Origin of the sequence: uncultured Apibacter sp., assembly GCF_946479295.1 — a bacterium.
Taxonomy (GTDB): domain Bacteria; phylum Bacteroidota; class Bacteroidia; order Flavobacteriales; family Weeksellaceae; genus Apibacter.
This window is the reverse complement of the sequence record NZ_CAMLFD010000006.1, coordinates 58035-76982: the sequence shown is the minus strand read 5'-3', so window position 1 is coordinate 76982 and position 18948 is coordinate 58035. Positions and strand designations below refer to the sequence as shown.

General features: G+C 30.3%; 17 protein-coding genes. 13 read left to right on the top strand and 4 right to left on the bottom strand.

What is annotated here, in order from left to right:
* The first annotated feature begins 2 nt into the window (after positions 1-2).
* The 3 genes from kdsB to Q0T35_RS05890 all read left to right on the top strand — a co-directional run bounded on the left by kdsB (position 3) and on the right by Q0T35_RS05890 (position 2638).
* On the top strand, positions 3-767 hold the full coding sequence (gene kdsB / locus Q0T35_RS05900) for a 3-deoxy-manno-octulosonate cytidylyltransferase (protein ID WP_293916336.1): 765 nt from the start codon (positions 3-5) through the stop codon (positions 765-767).
* Positions 757-1830 (top strand): iron-containing alcohol dehydrogenase family protein, encoded by a 1074-nt coding sequence (locus Q0T35_RS05895; RefSeq protein WP_293916338.1) that lies wholly within the window; start codon positions 757-759, stop codon positions 1828-1830. Before kdsB ends, Q0T35_RS05895 begins: the two co-directional genes overlap by 11 nt.
* A 145-nt stretch (positions 1831-1975) precedes the next feature.
* A complete protein-coding gene (locus Q0T35_RS05890; protein ID WP_293916340.1) occupies positions 1976-2638 on the top strand; it encodes a histidine kinase in 663 nt (220 codons plus the stop codon).
* Between the two features lie 65 nt (positions 2639-2703).
* On the opposite strand, the gene Q0T35_RS05885 is transcribed toward Q0T35_RS05890, so the two are convergent.
* Positions 2704-5358: a zinc-dependent metalloprotease gene (locus tag Q0T35_RS05885; RefSeq protein ID WP_295841325.1), complete on the bottom strand. Its 2655-nt coding sequence runs from the start codon at positions 5356-5358 to the stop codon at positions 2704-2706.
* Positions 5359-5687: 329 nt separating this feature from the next.
* Complete coding sequence (locus tag Q0T35_RS05880; protein ID WP_293916344.1) at positions 5688-6158, bottom strand: hypothetical protein; 471 nt, start codon at positions 6156-6158, stop codon at positions 5688-5690.
* 181 nt (positions 6159-6339) lie between these two features.
* Here Q0T35_RS05880 and Q0T35_RS05875 point away from each other — a divergent pair, with 181 nt between their 5' ends.
* The 10 genes from Q0T35_RS05875 (at position 6340) to mnmA (ending at position 15712) form a co-directional block, all read left to right on the top strand.
* Entirely contained in the window at positions 6340-7830 is a 1491-nt protein-coding gene (locus Q0T35_RS05875; protein ID WP_293916346.1) for a DASS family sodium-coupled anion symporter, read from the top strand.
* A gap of 129 nt (positions 7831-7959) precedes the next feature.
* On the top strand, positions 7960-9390 hold the full coding sequence (miaB, locus tag Q0T35_RS05870; protein ID WP_293916348.1) for a tRNA (N6-isopentenyl adenosine(37)-C2)-methylthiotransferase MiaB: 1431 nt from the start codon (positions 7960-7962) through the stop codon (positions 9388-9390).
* Positions 9391-9398: 8 nt separating this feature from the next.
* Positions 9399-10676 (top strand): sigma-54 dependent transcriptional regulator, encoded by a 1278-nt coding sequence (locus Q0T35_RS05865; protein ID WP_295841324.1) that lies wholly within the window; start codon positions 9399-9401, stop codon positions 10674-10676.
* On the top strand, positions 10660-11169 hold the full coding sequence (locus Q0T35_RS05860) for an LptE family protein (protein WP_295809415.1): 510 nt from the start codon (positions 10660-10662) through the stop codon (positions 11167-11169). The genes Q0T35_RS05865 and Q0T35_RS05860 overlap by 17 nt, the downstream gene beginning before the upstream one ends.
* 3 nt (positions 11170-11172) lie before the next feature.
* A complete protein-coding gene (locus tag Q0T35_RS05855) occupies positions 11173-12357 on the top strand; it encodes a hypothetical protein (RefSeq protein ID WP_295841323.1) in 1185 nt (394 codons plus the stop codon).
* Position 12358: 1 nt separating this feature from the next.
* Positions 12359-12685, top strand: a complete 327-nt coding sequence (gene secG, locus Q0T35_RS05850) for a preprotein translocase subunit SecG (RefSeq protein ID WP_293916356.1) — start codon at positions 12359-12361, stop codon at positions 12683-12685.
* 62 nt (positions 12686-12747) lie between these two features.
* Positions 12748-13653: a transcription antitermination factor NusB gene (nusB, locus tag Q0T35_RS05845; RefSeq protein ID WP_293916358.1), complete on the top strand. Its 906-nt coding sequence runs from the start codon at positions 12748-12750 to the stop codon at positions 13651-13653.
* Positions 13654-13666: 13 nt separating this feature from the next.
* On the top strand, positions 13667-14119 hold the full coding sequence (locus Q0T35_RS05840; RefSeq protein WP_293916360.1) for a DUF1573 domain-containing protein: 453 nt from the start codon (positions 13667-13669) through the stop codon (positions 14117-14119).
* Positions 14120-14132: 13 nt separating this feature from the next.
* Complete coding sequence (gene yajC, locus Q0T35_RS05835; RefSeq protein ID WP_293916362.1) at positions 14133-14459, top strand: preprotein translocase subunit YajC; 327 nt, start codon at positions 14133-14135, stop codon at positions 14457-14459.
* A gap of 68 nt (positions 14460-14527) precedes the next feature.
* Positions 14528-15712, top strand: a complete 1185-nt coding sequence (gene mnmA, locus Q0T35_RS05830; protein ID WP_295841322.1) for a tRNA 2-thiouridine(34) synthase MnmA — start codon at positions 14528-14530, stop codon at positions 15710-15712.
* Between the two features lie 12 nt (positions 15713-15724).
* Here mnmA and Q0T35_RS05825 read toward each other — a convergent pair whose 3' ends face one another.
* Entirely contained in the window at positions 15725-16435 is a 711-nt protein-coding gene (locus tag Q0T35_RS05825) for a recombination protein O N-terminal domain-containing protein (RefSeq protein WP_293916366.1), read from the bottom strand.
* Between the two features lie 9 nt (positions 16436-16444).
* Positions 16445-18691 carry a two-component regulator propeller domain-containing protein gene (locus tag Q0T35_RS05820; RefSeq protein ID WP_295841320.1) on the bottom strand — a complete coding sequence of 749 codons (2247 nt, stop codon included), beginning with the start codon at positions 18689-18691 and terminating at the stop codon, positions 16445-16447.
* Positions 18692-18948: the final 257 nt, after the last annotated feature.

Here is an 18948-nt window from a genome sequence, read left to right as displayed (position 1 = left end):
ACGTGAAAATTATAGCAGTTATTCCTGCAAGATATGCAGCTTCTCGTTTCCCTGCAAAACTCATGGGGATGTTAGGAGAAAAAACAGTCATTCGCTCAACTTATGAAAATGCTATAAAAACCCAACTTTTTTCAGATGTATTTGTAGCAACAGATTCTGAAATAATTCATAACGAAATTTCAAGGAATGGAGGTAAAGCTATTATGAGTATCAAATCGCATGAAACTGGCAGTGATAGAATTGCTGAAGCTGTTGAAAATATAGAATGCGATATCATAATAAATATACAAGGGGACGAACCTTTCGTAAAAAGGAAGCCTTTGGAGCAATTAATCGAAGTATTTAAGAAAGATTATAATAAAGAAATAGATGTAGCTACATTAATTCGGAAAATGAATGATTGGAGTCTAATTGAAGATCCTAATTATGTAAAAGTAGTCAAAGACCGTAATGATCATGCCTTATATTTCTCACGCTCTGTCATTCCCCATCCAAGAGAAAAATCATTTCAAGCAGACTATTATGAGCACGTAGGTGTCTATGCTTTCCGTAAAAAAGCGTTATTAGATTTCGCAAAATTACCTATGTTACCCAATGAACAAGCAGAAAAGATTGAATGTATACGATATTTAGAATATGGAATGAAAATAAAGGTAATTGAAACTGATTTTGTAGGAGTTGAAATAGATACTCCTGAAGATTTGGAAAAAGCAAATGAGATATTACAAAAACAGATTAACGAGAAAAAATATAAAAATGAAATTTAGAAATTTCCCAATGGTTCCGCGAGTTATTTATGGACGTGGAAGCTTTGATCAAACTTCAGAAATTATTGAAGAAAAAAGAAATAAAGACTATCCGTTTATTTTTTTAGTAGATAAAGTATTTGAAGGAAAAGAGCTCGAAAAAAGAATTCCGTTAAAAGGAAAAGATAAAATTATATTTATAGATACTACAGATGAGCCCAAGACTAAAGGTATTGATGCAATCAGAGATTCATTAAAAGAAGAATATGGTACGGTTTCAGGCGTTATAGGAATTGGAGGGGGAAGTGTGATGGATTCTTCAAAAGCGGTGGCAATCATGATGAATAGTGAAGGTTCGTCTTCTCAATATCAAGGATGGGATTTAGTGAAAAATCCGGCTGTTTATCATGTAGGGATACCAACCATTAGCGGTACAGGTGCGGAGGTTTCACGAACTTGTATATTGACAGGTCCGGAAAGAAAATTAGGTATTAATTCAGACTTTACTCCTTTCGATCAGGTAATCCTTGATCCGGCCTTAGTAAAAGGAGTTGAAAAAAATCAAGCATTTTTTACTGGAATGGACTGTTATATTCATTGTATCGAATCTTTAACAGGAACTTATCTTAATGCTTTCAGTAAAAGTTACGGAGAAAAAGCCCTAGAACTTTGTCAGAAGGTATATGTTCACAAAACTGAATGGGATGATGAATCAGATGAAGATTTAATGATGGCATCTTGGCATGGTGGAATGAGTATTGCATATTCTCAGGTAGGGATAGCTCATGCGGTTAGTTATGGTCTTTCCTATTTATTGGGAACCCATCACGGAGTAGGCAATTGTATTGTTTTTGACAGGTTGGAAGAATATTATCCGGAAGGAGTTAAGGAATTTAAATATATGGTTGAGAAAAATAAAATAGAAATTCCACAGGGCGTTTGCAAAGGTTTAACCGATGAACAATTTAATATTATGATTAATGTTTCTTACGGAATGGTTCCCTTATGGGAAAATGCATTAGGAAAAGATTGGCAAAAAATAATGACTAAAGAAAAATTAAGGGCCCTTTATGAAGAAATGTAGCCATAACAATATCTAGTTAAAGGTAACAATTTCAAAAAATAAGTAAGGGGGAAATTTATTAAAAATAAATTATTCACTAAAAAATTCCAAGTTAACGCAAATGTTACTTGGAATTTTTTAATTTCAAATATCTTTAAAATCAAACATGAAGAAACTATTATTTGCTATATTCCTATTTGTATATTTAATAGGATATTCACAAACGGCTGACCAAATAATTGCTAATCATTTAGAAGTAACCGGAGGTGTTCAAAATTGGAAAAAATTGAATTCAATAATAATCAAAGGTGAGATAATTTTGGACTTATATGAATCCTATCCTATAGAGATTTATCAACAAAGGCCGGATTTGAATAAGACAGTTTTACAAATACAAGGGAAAAAAAATATTTTGAATGGTTATAACGGTAAGAATGCTGTACGGTATAATTTCCAAACCAACCAAGTCGAAGAAAATGATAATTATATTACTGAAGCATTTGAATCAGATTTAGTGGATTATTCGGCTAAAGGATTTCATGCGATGCTTTTAGGAACAGAAAATATTGAAAATAAAAATTGTTATAAAATAAAATTAATTAAAAATTCTGAATACGACATTTATTATTTTGATAAAAGTACATTTCAACTTATTCGAGAAGATAATAAGCTTGAAAGTAAATCATATTCAGATTTTAATTTATTTTCTGGATTGACTCTACCCTGTCATATTGAGGTGAAAAATAAGGTTGAGAATGAATATTTTGTTCTTATATTTACATCTATTGATATTAATAAGGTAATTCCGGAAAAAGAATTTAAGTTCTAGTATATAAAAAAAGCACTCTTCATAACTTTAAAAAAGAGTGCTTTTTTTAGTTTTTATAAAAAGTATTACTTTTTAATAATACTTCTGGATATAGGATTTCCTTTTCCTGAAATATTTATAATATATACCCCTGGCCGGTAATCTGTTAAATCTATAGAAAACAGTTGATTTTTTTCAACTTTTTGGAATATTAAGGTTCCGGACATATCATAAACTTTTACATGAACATTATTCCCCTTTTTACTATTTTTCCCCAAATCAATATTGAAAATATCGGGAGAAGGATTAGGATAAACGGTAAAGGTTATGTCCTTTGATATTATATCTTCTGTTCCAAGTTTCTGCTCTGTAAACTCGCAAACATCTAAAGAGAAAGAATTTAATGTACCACCGGCTAATTGATAAGTAGGATGAACATTTAATCTCCATTTTTCACTATAATTCTTTCTATATAATGAACTGATAGGATGATGAGGTTTAATACGTCCTGAAATAGGTGAAGTACAATCTAGATTGTTTCCTGCATCGTCAAAAGCAACTTTTAATTTGGAAAAATTAGAACAACTTTGCTTCCATAAATTAGTTGATTTATAATTGTTAGAATTAGAATCATAATTTTCTAAATTAATTTCGAGTCCACCAATATTTGGATAATCAATATCAACATTCGCTCTTATACTAAATTCACCATTAATTTTATTCTTAGGAATATCTATATCCATCGTTGTTACCATATCTGTATTTATTGGGATTGGAAGAGGAGGTCCTAAATGTGCATAATTTTTACAAATAGTATCATAACCTATTGAAAAATATTCAGTAGTTGCAAAAAATATATTATCAATTGCCTCAATCATTATTTTCGCTTTTGTTGCGGTAATATTAGAAGGTAAATACACAGTGGCTTTTCCAGAATTCGGAGTGTTATCGATGAGAGGAGTTATAGTTTTATTTTCATCTGTAAGTAAAGAAATTTTTACATTCTGTGTATTAATTGGATAGGCAGTAGTATTGGCTACATTCCAAGTGACATTTATTGAATCACCCTTTCTAGCTAAGTAATTCGCTATAGGAAATGTTGCTATAAAAGGACCACCAATATTGGAAACAATGACTTGCTTATTTTCAATACTAGTTTGAGGCCTATTAGGGTTATTGTCGCGAACAGTAACTGTAAAATTAAGTAATCTGCTGACGTCTGAAACAGTTTCCCAGGTTTCTGGTGAGTGAATGTTACTAGCTAAAGCAGGAAAATACCTTCTGGTTGAAGATGTTGGTGAAAACGATCTGAATATAGGACCGGAAGTTTGTAGTGAATTTACTTTGGTAACACTAAACATAGCGTTATCATTCTGTTCCCAACAAAAAGAAAGTTCATCTCCATCAGGATCGGTTGTTCCTTCTGCATCTAAATAAAATCGTGTACCTATTGGTATGGTATTACTTGGAGTACCCACTTTTATATTAGGAGGATGATTAGGAATTTGATTAAGGGTACCGCAATTTTTTTTTTGAAGATTTGAAGATATCTGTTGAATGCTTGTAGAGTGAAAATAGGAGTCTGAATGTGATTGTACATTATATTTAGTTATACCGGCATATCCCATGATTGTACTTCCGCTTCCGGGTTCTTTATTTACATCGGTATTTTCAAGATAGTATGAAAAAGTATGGTTAGCGCCTAGTTGATGTCCTATTTCATGAGCAACAAAATCTATATCAAAATCATCCCCTGAAGGAATATCGTTTGCTGGAGATGTATAACCGCTTCCTTTTCCTACATCGATGGGTATGCCGTTTTGATCTAATTTTGGACTAACACAGATACAGCCTATACAGCCGGCATTACCACCGCCGCCTTTTGCACCAAACAGATGGCCTATATCATAATTATTTTCACCCACTACAGAAGTAAGCGTTTTTTGAAGCTCCATATTCCAGTTATCCATATTTCTGGAATTTGAATAGGGGTCTGTACTTGGATCTGTATAAATTAGAGAAATATTGTTAATCATTTTTAGATTTACAGCAAGATCTTTTTCAAAAATACCATTTACACGAGTTAATGTAGTATTGATTTGTTGTAAAGCTTCATTAACCCCACCAAAATATTGCGTATACTCCCCAGTTACAGATAGAGCTAATCGATAAGTGCGAAATTTTTGATCACTAACAATCGATTTGTTAGAAATTGATTTTTCAGAAAGAGATTCATCAATCGTAGTACAGTTAAAATTATTTAAATTTAAATATGATCGTTCTCTAACAGAATATACGGAGCCATCAATTGTATAAGGATCAATTAGTTGTATTTTACCAGAGTTATCAATGATCATAGAGTTAAATTGAGTAGGAGAAATACTAAAGCGAATAAATTTGCTTTTATCATCCAAACCGATACCAGCATAAGAATACAATCCATATTCATCTTCCATTTCTTTTTCCATAATAGGAGCATGATAAATAGAAAATTTTTCAACTTTGCCGCTTGTAGTAGGAATATATACAATAATTGGAAGACTATTTGTTCCTCTTAGGGACGAAGATTTTAATTGTTTTTTTAAAGAATAAAAATCAAGGGTATATAAATCATCTACAACTAAATTAATGCTCTTGCTTTTTATTTGTTTTCCAGATAAGCTGGTTCTTTTCCAATAATTCTGTGCAGAAACAGATATGGTTATCAAGAAAATAATAGAAAATAAAAAAAATTTTTGCATTTGTATTATATATTTATATATTGTTGTAACAACAAAAATATAAAATATAAATTAAAGCTCAATAATGCTTGTTTAATTTATGATTAATAATTATAAATAATATGGTATTTTTTCTTTTTTTTAAATAATTTTAAATTAATATAATATAGAGGGAATATTCAAAATTCTTAAATAAAAACCTAAAAATATTGATTTGTAAAATAATACTAAATATTTGAGATAAAAATCAAAATATAATTAAATGATGATTGCTAATTTGATTTAATCATACATAAGAAAAAAGCGAATAAAGTAAATTTTGTGAAAATTTTATATCTTAAAATTAATTTTTATAATTTCATATAGATTTTTGCCCAACTATTTTTTAAGGGTTGCTTGAATTTTTCTTCAAACTCTTTAGGGGTATTAACTGAAAGATTGTATACATAAGTATCAGGAGTGATTTCTTCGGATTTAATTTTTTCCTTAAAGGATGATATAGGAATAGTATTAATATTACCATTCGTATCTTCAAAACTTACCCATAATCTGTTTAAAAGCTCAAGATGATATATATGATCGATCTCTCTCATACACTGATTTAACTTATCAAGAGAGCAGCCGGTAGCCCTTGTTTGATCTTCATCAACCATGATAACAATAAATTTATCTTTTATAATTCTCAATTCAGATTTTAAATCAGCTCCATGTGCCACCCATGAGGCTAAAAACTTAGAAATGATATCAGAAATATTTTGTTTTTCTTCATTGTTAAGAAATCTATTGGATTGAAAAATCCAAAGTCTACAAAAATTATTCATCATTTATTTTAGTAAAAAATTTATATTATTACGCATATTGCAATCGCACCAACAAATTTAAAAATAAATTTCCTGATTGGATTTAAAATTTAAGAAATAAGTGTAAATTAGAAACATATTTGTTAATAGCCATAACTTAAACAAATAACCATAACTACAATTTAAATTTAGGTGTAATTATATGGATTTTGATTTTCATAAGATTAATAAAGATTTTAAAAAGATAAATACCAATATTAGAGTATATAGTGATCTTCTAATTGAAAAATCGTTAGATGTATGGAATATAAAAACTAAAGTAGGATTATTCTTTTTTTCATTAGGTGTCGCAATTTTAGGAACCTATTTTCTTTCTCCGACAGAATTTTCGAAAGCTCAGGAATATACTATGTTTATTTTGATGTTTTCTATCCTTCTTTGGGTTACCGAGGCTATACCTCCATTTGCTGTCGGTATACTGATCATGGGTTTTCTTATATATACTATGGGAAATATAGAGGGTTCGACAATAGATCCGAAGACAATTTCAAACACATGGTCCGATAGTGTCATATGGATTTTTTTAGGCGGATTTTTCCTCAGTGAGAGTATGAGAAAAACAGGTATTGACCTATCCTTGTTTAGAGGGACCATATCGATATTTGGTAGTAAGCCATCACATATGTTACTAGGGATTATGTTAACAACGTCGTGTTTGTCTTTAATTATATCAAATACGGCAACCTCAGCAATGATATTGGCAGCTGTTATGCCTTTCTTGGAAAGAGAGGGTAAAGATTCTCCAATGGCAAAGGCTATTCTTATAAGCATTCCGGCATCGGCAACTTTTGCAGGCATGGGCAGTTTAATATCTTCTCCTCCTAATTTAATTGTCGTGGATGTGCTCAAATCCAAAGGAATTGAGGTTTCATTCTTTGACTGGATGATATTAGGACTTCCTGTAGCATTAACTTTATTACTATTCTTTTGGCTTCTTCTGAAACAAAAATATACTTCAAAAGTAGATAAGATTAATTTAAATTTTTTGGAAGAGGTTACAGCTGTACCTAAAAAAATTAGATTACAAAGGTTCTTCGTGATGTTAATTTTGTTTGTAACCGTTTTCTTCTGGATGATGGGGTCTAAATTGAAAATACCAAGCGCGGCTACTTCCGGTATACCTATTGTTTTCCTTCCTATGTTAGGAATAATAACAGCAGAAGATATTAGAAAACTTCCTTGGGATACCTTAATGCTGGTTGCAGGAGGATTGTCATTAGGTATCGCCATAAAAGAATTGTTAGCGCCTTATTATTCCGAATTATTGGGCGGAGCGTCTTTCAACATGTATCTTATGATGATGTTATTTGCAATCATTACGGTTATATTTTCAAATATAATGAGTAGTACCGCAACGGCAACAATTGTAATTAATATCGCGGCAGTAGTACTTCCACCAGAACAAATATTACCCATAGGTCTTGTAATCGGACTTTGTGCTTCATGTGGATTATTCCTTCCGGTATCTACTCCTCCTAATGCTATTGTATACAGCACAGGAATGCTCAAACAATCCGATTTTTATTTTGGAGGTTTTTATGCTGCTATAGTAGGGACCATAGTTATTATGGCTTGGGTTTTATTCTTGCAAAATTTTACAGGCTATTTTGAGATGGTTTTAAATGGTAAATGAGAAGTAATATATATTTTAAGAAATATTTAAAATAATAATCTGTCAACTTGGCATATAAAGTTTTATCTTTGCATGCGGTTTTATTTTGATTTAATAATGCCTATACTATTTAGATAGGTAACATTTAGTATGGAAAAAGAAATTTTAGAAGAAAGACAAGGAGAAATACTAGTACAAGAAAGTGTATCTAAAAACACCAAAAAATTATTCTTAGAAAGTTATGGTTGTCAAATGAATTTCTCAGATAGTGAAATTGTTGCTTCGATACTTAATGGAGAAGGATATAACACAACTACGGAATTGGAAGAAGCAGATTTGATTCTTCTTAATACCTGTTCTATTCGAGAAAAAGCAGAGCAAACCGTAAGAAAAAGGCTTTCCCAATTCAATGCGATAAAAAGGAAAAGACCCAATTTAGTTATAGGCGTTTTAGGATGCATGGCAGAAAGATTAAAAACAAAATTTTTAGAAGAAGAGCATTTAGTCGATTTAGTAGTAGGTCCGGATGCATATAGAGATCTACCTAATTTGCTTAAAAATACAGATGATGGTAGAAATGCTATAAATGTAATATTATCTAAAGAAGAAACCTATGCAGATATAAGCCCTATACGGTTGGGAGGTAATGGAGTTACAGCTTTTGTTTCTATTACAAGAGGATGCGATAACATGTGTACTTTTTGTGTAGTTCCTTTTACAAGAGGGAGAGAAAGGAGCAGAGACCCTCATTCCATTCTTAATGAATGCAAAGAATTAGTGAGTAATGGATATAAAGAAATTACACTTTTAGGACAAAATATAGATAGTTACTTATGGTATGGAGGAGGACCTAAAAAAGATTTTTCCAAAGCGAGCGAATTACAAAAAGCTACAGCAATAAATTTTGCACAATTATTGAATATGGTAGCAGAAACCTGTCCAGAAATTAGGATCCGTTTTTCTACATCTAATCCTCAAGATATGAATGAAGAAGTGCTTTACGTAATGGCTAAACATGATAATATATGTAAATATATACATCTGCCCGTACAAAGTGGAAGCACATCAGTATTACAGCGTATGAATCGTCAGCATACACGTGAAGAATATATATATTTAGTTAACAAAATTAGAGAAATTGTACCCGAATGTGCAATTTCTCATGATATAATAACTGGTTTTTGCGGAGAAACGGAAGAAGAGCATCAGGAGACTTTATCACTTATGGAATATGTAAAATATGATTTCGGTTATATGTTTGCCTATTCAGATCGTCCTGGTACTTTAGCGCATAAAAAATTGAAAGATGATATACCCGCGGAAATAAAATCAAGAAGACTTAAAGAAATTATAAGTCTTCAACAAAGACTATCGTTAGAAAGAATGAAAGCCTATACAAATAAAGTACACGAGGTTTTGATAGAAGGAACCAGCAAAAAAAGTAAAGATCAGTGGTACGGAAGAATTTCCCAAAATGCAGTTGTGGTATTTACTAAAACTGAAGGTACGAAAATAGGTGATTTTGTAAAAGTAGCAGTACATGATTGTACTTCCGCTACATTGATAGGGAAAATCGCATAATAAAAAATATGGATTCATTACAGGCAATAAAGCAAAGATTTGGAATAATAGGAAATAATGTAGGGCTAAACAGAGCTTTAGAAAAAGCTATGCAGCTTGCTCCTACAGACATTTCAGTTTTAGTAATTGGAGAGAGTGGAGTTGGAAAAGAATTTATTCCAAAAATTATTCATAATCTATCGCCAAGAAAACATAAACAATATATCGCAGTAAACTGCGGGGCAATACCGGAAGGGACAATAGATTCCGAATTATTCGGCCATGAAAAAGGAGCGTTTACAGGTGCGGATAAAATACGAAAAGGTTATTTTGAAGTAGCTGATGGAGGAACAATTTTTTTAGATGAAGTTGGAGAATTGCCATTGCAAACTCAAGTTCGCTTATTAAGAGTGCTTGAAAGTGGCGAGTTTATGAAAGTAGGCTCTTCCAATATACAGAAAACGAACGTGAGAATTGTAGCTGCAACTAATGTAAATCTGTTGGATGCAATAAAAAAAGGAAGATTTAGAGAAGATTTATATTATAGATTAAATACGGTTCAGATAGATATTCCTGCTTTACGAGAAAGAAAAGATGATATACCTTTACTATTTAGAAAATTTTCAGTTGATTTTTCAGAAAAATATAGAATGCCATTTGTGACTTTATCCGATGAAGCTATGTCTTATGTTCAAAATTACTATTGGCCGGGGAATATTCGTCAGTTAAGAAATTTTACAGAGCAAATTACGGTGATAGAAACCAATAGAAGTTTATCACTAGAAAAAGTTAAAGAGTATTTGAAAGACATCCCTGAAACAACCTCTTTGATTAACTTCTCTAAGCAAAATGAAAATAATTCTGATTTTTCCAGCGAAAGAGAAATATTATATAAGTTTTTGTTTGACATGAAAAAAGATCTCAACGATTTAAAAGCGTTAACATTGGATCTTATTAAAAATAAAGGAGATTTGAGGTTGAATCCAAATGATCAAGATCTTTTTCACAGGGTTTATAAAGATTACGATATTCCTAAATCTGGCGATCCTCTTGTCTATTATGATGATAAATCGGTTATACCAGCCGTTCCTTCAAATGTTAATGGTTATCATGAAGTTTTGGATGATTATGAATATGAAGACATATCTAATGATTCTGAATCTTTATCTTTACAAAGGAAAGAAGAAGAACTTATAAAAAAGGCATTAGAAAAATATAATGGTAAGCGTAAGTTGGCAGCAAAAGAGCTTGGAATTTCAGAAAGAACCTTATATAGAAAAATAAAACAATATGATATTGAGGAATAAAACCATATTATTTATAATAGGGATTTTTTTTATATCTTTGTCTGGATGTTATTCATTTACAGGATCTTCTTTAGATCCTAGTATAAAAACTATAGAAATAAAGTCATTTCCGAATTATTCAGCCTATCAAAGCCCCAATTTAAGCGTTGACTTTACTACTGCTTTACAAAATAGATTTAATCAAAGAACGAAGCTCGTAGAAACAAATGTAGACCCTGATATAATTTTAGAAGGAGAAATAACTAATTTTTCTACTAGCCCTATAAATATTCAGAGTAATTCAGATGAAGCAACACAAAATAGATTGACAATTACTGTCTCTGTAAGATACGAAAATAAAAAACAACCGGAAAAGAGCTTTGATAAGACTTTTTCAGATTATGAAGATTATTCAAGTAAAGAATTATTGATTGATGTTCAAGATGATTTAGCACAGAAAATAAATCAAAGAATTATAGATCAAATATTTTTAGCAATAGTAGCAGATTGGTAATTTATGGATATTAGTAGAATCGTACAATTAATAGAAAGTCCTGAAAATCTTAAATTTTCCGATAAATATTATATTGAAAATATAATAGCTACTTATCCCTTTTCTCAATCATTTCATTTGCTTTATTTAACTTGGAAGCAAATATTTACATCTGAGCCGTTAGACCAGGATATACAAAAGGTTTCTATATATACAGCTTATAGAGAAATATTAAAAAAATATATAGAAAATAATAAAAATATTGTAAAAAAGGTAAATATAGACGAAAGAGAAGAAGAAAAAGATAAGACAAAGAAAGTTGAAGGCGCTATGATTTCTAAGAATATAGAGTTTAAAGAATGTATGGAAGAGAAAGATAAGGTTAGGGAATTAATTGAGACACATTCAACGTACGAAGATACGATTAACGAAAAGAATATATCGGAAAAATTATTGAGTGATAGTTTTAATAAATTAGATTTAGAGCCAGTGCAGAACATTTACGAAACTAAGTCGCTTTTATCTGAGGATAATGAGTTAAAAAAAGAAAATAGTATACTATTTAATGATTGTACATATACTAATATCGAAAAATTAGGAATTTCACATCTATTTAAATCAGATTCTCAAGTTGAGCTTGAAAAGGATAATGAGGGGAATGAAGAATATAAATTAGAACAAAAAAATAATTATTTGCCCGAGCAAGATTTCCTTGAAGAAAAAATTGAAAAATCAAGAGATTTAGATATCGAGAAAATAATTAAAGAGGAGACTAGTGAAAATGAGTTCGATAAAATAGAAACTATTGAAATTAAAAAAGAAGAAATTATTTCAGGTTTGGATAAATTAACTTTTAATCAATGGATTTCTCTTTCAAAGCAAAAAATTCCTTTAAAATCTGAATCTGAAAAAGTAAGTAATGAGACAGATAGGCAAAATGCGATTATTTCAAATTTTATTGAGAGTAATCCCAAGATAAGGCCGATTGTGAAAGATTCTAAATCTAGTAAAAGCATAGAGTTTAAAAAGGAAGAAATACAGGATATTGCAAATCTAATGACAATTACTTTAGCTCAATTATATGTTGAACAAGGTAAATATGATACGGCAATAACGGCTTTTAAGATATTAAGTTTGAAATATCCAGAAAAAAGTAGTTATTTTGCTTCAGAAATAAAAAAAATAAAAAAGATAAAAAATTCAAAATAATATGACAGCAGTATATGGAATAATAATGATATTTATCATTATCGCGTGCGTTTTGCTAATATTGGTTGTTTTGTCGCAAAATCCAAAAGGAGGCGGTTTAAGCTCGACATTCGGTGGTAGTGGAACACATATGTTTGGTGTTCAAAAAACAAATGATTTTATGGATAAGGCAACCTGGACATTAGGAGGGGTTATAGTTGTATTGTCAATTTTTGCATCAGTATTGATAGCAAAACCGAGTGTATATACATCATCTCCAACCAAAAACTCAAATCAGTCTTCAAATACTCAACAAGAACAGGCTTTGCCAAAAACTAACGAAAAGTAAAATAGTTAGAATAATTAACACTAAAAAATAGTAATTAACAAAGTTCTTAAAAAAATAACGTTGTGTTAGGAAGAAGGCAAATTAGAGAAAAAATTCTACAGGTTCTGTATGCGTACAATATAAGTGGGAATGAGTTAGAATATGTTGAAAATAGAATGTTTCAGTCTATAGATGAGATTTATGATTTATATATTTATCAGTTAAATCTGTTATTGGCTGTGAGAGATTATGCTCTTGAAGTAATTGAAAGAAAAAAACAAAAACTCTTTGCAACAGAGGATGAGAAAAACCCAAATCTTAAGTTTGTTAATAATAAGATATTCGATTTATTAGAAAAAAATAAAGCAAGAAAAGAGTATTCCGACAAACATTTAGAATTATCCTGGCATTTAAATAACAATTATCCAGCTCTCATTTTTAAAAAATTCCAAACTTCCAGAAGTTATCTGGAATATATGCAAAGTAATGAGACAGATTTTGAATCTGAAAAAAGAATATTGCTTAAATTATTTCTGAAGCATATAGCCGATAATGATATAATGTATGAATGGTTTGAGGAGCTTAAACTTTCTTGGGCAGATGATGTTCATATTGCTAATAATATGACATTGAAAACTATAAAATCAATAGAAGAAGGAGCTCCATTCGATACATTAATACAAGTTTTAAAATCGGATGAAGGGTCTTTATTTGCAAAAAATCTTTTTAGAACTACTGTTAAACATTATCCGGAAAGTTTAAAACTGATAGAGCAAAGATCAAATAATTGGGAATTAGATAGAATTGCTGAGATAGATAAAATAATTTTAGCGATGGGGTTTACAGAGCTTAATTATTTCCCTCAAGTTCCTGCTAAAGTGGTAATTAATGAATGTATTGAATTGGCAAAGGTTTATTCAAGTGCAAAAAGTAATGTATTCATTAATGGTATTTTAGATAGATATGCAAGAGATATGAATAAAGTTTAAACAAACCGATTATATGAAAAAATCAGTAATATTATTTATTATGGTCGGTCTATTATGTGTAATAGGTTGCAAAAAAGAAGATAAGCCTTTAAGACAAGAAGAAAATCATATACAAGACCACCCGGATAAAAAAGTTGCGCAGAGTATTCCCAAAATTACAGAAGAATCGGTAATTCAATTTACTGAAGATTACTATGATTTTAAAGAGATTAAAAAAGGAGAAGTTGTTACCCATGTTTTTAAATTTACAAATATTGGAAAACGGCCACTATTAATTTCAGAAGTAAGGCCATCTTGTGGATGCACTACTCCCAAATATACCACGGAACCTGTATACCCAGGTAAAAAAGGAGAAGTAACAGTAACATTTGATTCTTCAAATTTTAAAGACGAAGTATTTAAAACTGTTGCCGTATCAGGTAATTTTGAAACTAAGATTATCAAATTTAAAGCAAAAGTAAATTAAAATAAATTATACTATGTTGACAATAATTTTACAAGCAAAAGGAGGATTTATGGAGCAAGCAGGAGCTTTCCTTCCCCTGGTTCTTCTATTTGTAGTATTTTATTTCTTTTTTATTAGGCCTCAGACAAAAAGGCAAAAACAAGAAAAAAATTTCCAAGATGATATTTCTAAAGGCACAAGAATTGTAACTACTTCCGGTATTCATGGAAAAATAGCGGAAATAATGGATGACGGGCTAATAATCGAAACTATGGCCGGAAAAATTAAAATTGAAAAATCTGCAATATCACGTGAATTATCTATGGCTAGATATCCGGAAAATGTACCTGCTAAGAAGTAAAAATTATAGTTAAATACTGTAAAGCATATTCTATATACAATAGAATATGCTTTTTTAATTAGATAAATATGAAAGTAGTTGTAGGCCTTTCAGGAGGAGTAGATTCAAGCGTAGCTGCATATCTTTTGCAGCAACAAGGCCATGAAGTTATTGGTCTTTTCATGAAAAATTGGAATGATTCAGAATTTACGTTAGAAGATGAATGTCCATGGGTAGAAGATAGTAATGATGCATTATTAATAGCTCAAAAGCTAAATATCCCTTATCAAGTTATAGATCTTTCTGATATTTATAAAGAAAGGATTGTCGATTATATGTTTCATGAATACGAATCAGGACGAACACCTAACCCTGATGTTTTATGTAACAGAGAAATTAAGTTTGATATTTTCCTTGAAACAGCTTTATCATTAGGCGCAGATAAAGTAGCAACCGGACATTATGCCAGGGTAAATTCCTTTATGGAAAAAGACCAGACCATTTATAAATTATTAGCCGGAATTGATCAAAATAAAGATCAATCTTATTTTTTATGTCAACTTAATCAATATCAGTTGTCAAAAGCATTATTTCCCATAGGGAATTTAACCAAACCTGAAGTAAGGCAAATTGCCTCAAAAGCTGGTTTAATAACTGCAAATAAAAAGGATTCGCAAGGCTTATGCTTTATCGGAAAAATTAGATTGCCGGATTTTTTACAACAGAAATTGAAACCTAAGAAGGGTAAATTAGTTGAAATATTTTCTGATAGTCATAAATATGAAAAGGAAGAAAGATTATTCACATCTAAAAAAGAGGAATTAATTTATTTATCTACTCCTCAACAATACACAGAAGAAGATGGTAAAGTTATCGGAGAACATTCCGGAGCACATTATTTTACGATTGGACAAAGAAAAGGATTGGGCATTGGGGGGCATATAGAACCCTGCTTTGTCATCGATACCGATGTGTCTAATAATGCGATTTATGTAGGAGAAGGTAAAAATCATCCTGGATTACTAAGAAAAGCCTTATTCATTTCGCAAAAGGAAGTGCATTGGATTAGAGAAGATTTAAAGTTGAAAATGGGAGATCTGATGCAAGTAAAAGTGCGGATAAGATATAGACAAGCTCTACAAAATGCAGTGCTTTATCAATACGAAGAAGGAATATTCATAGAATTTGAAAATTTGCAATCGGCAATAACTAGAGGGCAATTTGCTGCATGGTATACAGATGATGAACTAATTGGAAGTGGGGTTATCTCGTAATTAGTTAGTTTATTAATCAAAAAGGAGCTTTAATATATCCAAAGAAATTGGTTTTTTAAAATTAGACAAATGTGTTTCAAAATAAGTTATAATTTCAGTAAGCATCTGTTTACGTTGTGATGTATTAAAGCAATTTTTAGAAGATTTAAATTCATACGTAAGCAATAATTTCCATAAGTATGCATTTTCTTCCATAGTAACAGGATTAGCTTTTAAAGAGAATACTCCCTCTTTAATGATAAAATATGGGAATTCGGAATCATTTTCTAAAGGATAAAAGCCAATATATTTAGAAAAATGAAGTAAAAAATATAGATGAAAATCAGAAAAATAATTGTCTTTAGAATCTAAATCAATTAAACTTTTCTTTATGAAGCCATATAATGATAAGTCTGGTGTTTCTTCATTTTTAAGAGTTTGATTTACTATTTCCCCAATAAAAGTTATGATTGATGATTTAATAATATTTGTATGAATAGTATTGAAAATATGACCTTGATGAATTTCTTTAATTAGTTCTAAAGAATTATTTTTTTTAGAATAGAAGACAAGCTCGATTTCATTAAATAAAAAGATAAAATGACTTTTTTTGTATTTCTTCGAAAAAGAATTTTTTAAGATAAAACTCTTAAACCCGAATTTTTCAGTATAGCACTTAATAATGAGGGAAGAATCTCCATATTTTAAAAAAGATAAAACAATTGCTTTAGTGGATTCAATCATTATTCGACCTTATCTGATAATTGCAATTTTAGTAGTTGCATGTTTTTTCCCCTCAGAATTGCTCATTAAAACTAAATATACCCCTGAAGCCACCGGTTTACCTTTAAAATTGTTTCCATTCCAAATAGCAACACCACCTGGGGCCCTGGTTTCATATACAAGGTTGCCTGACACATCAGTAATCTTAACATAAGCATCATGAGCTAATCCTCGAATAGTTATATTTCCTGTATAACCAGGTCTAACAGGATTAGGATAGGCAACCACATTTCCAAATTCATCGCCAGAATCAATAATATCACCTCTATAAGAGACTATGCCGGAAGGAGTAACAAAATAAACTTCGCCTGATTGATCAATTTGTATATCTGTTATCAGGTTTGAAGGTAATGGTGAATTTTCTTCCGTAAATTTATTTAAAAGAGTTGTTCCATCTTCCGATAAATAGAAAACGCCAGAACTATTAGTGCCTATCCATTTTCTATCAGCACCATCTGTTCTAATAACATTAATTTTGGTTTCTCGTAGAACTTCTTCTCCTAAACCATTTTGAGAAATTACAATTCTTTCTGTATTGTAAATCCCGGATTCTAATGACTGATAAGGGTTTCGTAATATACGTAGACCGCTATCGGTACCAATCCAAGCAGTACCCGATTTATCTAAGGTCGCACACATAACATTATTGGAAGGTAAACTTCCAGAATTTTTATCTGAATTGATTAAATAAATTTTGTCGTCATAAGTATTTAGCGGAGTACGATTATAATTATATACTACAAGCCCGTTATTTCTTGGAGAAGGTACCCATACATATCCTTGAGAATCAATATAAGGATCCATAGCTCCTCCGGTTTGGTTGATTCTTTTAGGCAAGAGGCTTAAATATTTGAATTCATCAGTTGGTGTTTTTATATTAATAGCATTATTAACTCCGTTATTGGTTTCGGCAGACCAAGTTTGTACAACAATTAAATTACCATTACTATCAAAACCACCGCCAACAAGACGTTCATTTTGTTTAATTGAAGAATTGGTATGATTGTATATTGCTTGCAACTTATTATCTACCATTTTTAATAAGCCGTTTTCATAAGAAAGGATGAAAACTTCATTAGCATTATTGCTATTTGGAATTACCTTCATGATATACCTTTCCTTATTAAGGCTTTCGTAATCGATATGATTCCATTTTTGTCCATTAAAATGGTAAAAGCCATAAGTGTTAGCGCTAGACTGAAAATTATTAACAAGATTTCTTCCACCGGGGGCAACCCATAATTGATTATCAAAAATCGTCAGAGAATATGAACGATTATTAAAAGGACCATCCGGTACTAGATAAGTGGAATCTAGATAAAGACCTTTTGATTGAGTTCCTCCATAAAAAATATCATGAGAATAAAAACCTGTATTTAAATTATCTGAAAATTCTTTAAATTTTAAAACGTTAAGAGTATTATCTAGTAAAACCATTTTATTCTTTTGTACTAATAAAATGGAATTGTCAATGGAAACAATATCATTTAAATTAGGATAATTTCCTTGATTTTCCCAAGATAAACCTTCGTCTTCACTTTTATAAAGAGTATTATAAGAACTGGCTACTAATATGGAATTATTTTTGACTATTTGATTATAGTTTGTTCCTTTATTAGAAAGATTCCAAGCTGAAAAATTAGGAAGTAAATTATCTATGGTATGAGAATATATCCCGTAGTTAGAAGCAGCATATATTTTATTATTAAAAATTACACTTTTATTAACCTTATAATAATTGAGACCTTGTTTGAAATAGCAAGTTTCTTTAAATTCAAATTTTTTTAAATTAAATAAAGCTATTCCAAAATCCATCGAAAGTACGGCATAATCTCCTTCCGTGTATATATGATTGATTTGTTTGCTTCCTTGATAATTTTGATCCAAAGGGATATCAACAATTAAATGAATTTTATCCTGCTTTATAATGTCTAATTTACCATTACTATAACCAATAATTATAGATTTACTACTTGGGTTATATGCAAAGGCTGAAATACTGACTTCATGTAAACCGTTAGCTTTCGATATTTTTTTTAATTCACCGTTTGATTCATTGTAAGAAAATAAACCATTTTCAGTGGCACAGAAAATGAGATTATCAACTTTTTGAATGTTCTTGACATTGAAATAGGAAAAATAATCTTTCCATCTTGAACTCTGACTATAGCTAAGAATAGTAAATATTTGTAAAAATAAAAAAAATAGCCTTTTCATAGAAATGATATGTATCGCATGTAAATTTAATAGATTTAAGGCAAAAAATAACAAATGAGAGCATATTTTATAAAAAAATGTTTTTAGATTATACTATTTAATCTTTAGCATAATACTATGAAAAATAAATATATAAGGGAGATAAGACTAAGGTTAAGGTTAACAAAACTAAAAATTCGATACCAAAAAATATGATAAAATGTTGAATAATGGACGGGGAAGAATGAATTGTGAAATACAAAATACAATATAAGATA

Coding starts and splice junctions, on each gene's coding strand:
- Q0T35_RS05895 (WP_293916338.1), top strand. CDS start 757: ATGAAATTTAGAAATTTCCCAATGGTTCCGCGAGTTATTTATGGACGT.
- Q0T35_RS05890 (WP_293916340.1), top strand. CDS start 1,976: ATGAAGAAACTATTATTTGCTATATTCCTATTTGTATATTTAATAGGA.
- Q0T35_RS05885 (WP_295841325.1), bottom strand. CDS start 5,358: ATGCAAAAATTTTTTTTATTTTCTATTATTTTCTTGATAACCATATCT.
- Q0T35_RS05880 (WP_293916344.1), bottom strand. CDS start 6,158: ATGAATAATTTTTGTAGACTTTGGATTTTTCAATCCAATAGATTTCTT.
- Q0T35_RS05875 (WP_293916346.1), top strand. CDS start 6,340: ATGGATTTTGATTTTCATAAGATTAATAAAGATTTTAAAAAGATAAAT.
- miaB (WP_293916348.1), top strand. CDS start 7,960: ATGGAAAAAGAAATTTTAGAAGAAAGACAAGGAGAAATACTAGTACAA.
- Q0T35_RS05865 (WP_295841324.1), top strand. CDS start 9,399: ATGGATTCATTACAGGCAATAAAGCAAAGATTTGGAATAATAGGAAAT.
- Q0T35_RS05860 (WP_295809415.1), top strand. CDS start 10,660: ATGATATTGAGGAATAAAACCATATTATTTATAATAGGGATTTTTTTT.
- Q0T35_RS05855 (WP_295841323.1), top strand. CDS start 11,173: ATGGATATTAGTAGAATCGTACAATTAATAGAAAGTCCTGAAAATCTT.
- secG (WP_293916356.1), top strand. CDS start 12,359: ATGACAGCAGTATATGGAATAATAATGATATTTATCATTATCGCGTGC.
- Q0T35_RS05840 (WP_293916360.1), top strand. CDS start 13,667: ATGAAAAAATCAGTAATATTATTTATTATGGTCGGTCTATTATGTGTA.
- yajC (WP_293916362.1), top strand. CDS start 14,133: ATGTTGACAATAATTTTACAAGCAAAAGGAGGATTTATGGAGCAAGCA.
- mnmA (WP_295841322.1), top strand. CDS start 14,528: ATGAAAGTAGTTGTAGGCCTTTCAGGAGGAGTAGATTCAAGCGTAGCT.
- Q0T35_RS05825 (WP_293916366.1), bottom strand. CDS start 16,435: ATGATTGAATCCACTAAAGCAATTGTTTTATCTTTTTTAAAATATGGA.
- Q0T35_RS05820 (WP_295841320.1), bottom strand. CDS start 18,691: ATGAAAAGGCTATTTTTTTTATTTTTACAAATATTTACTATTCTTAGC.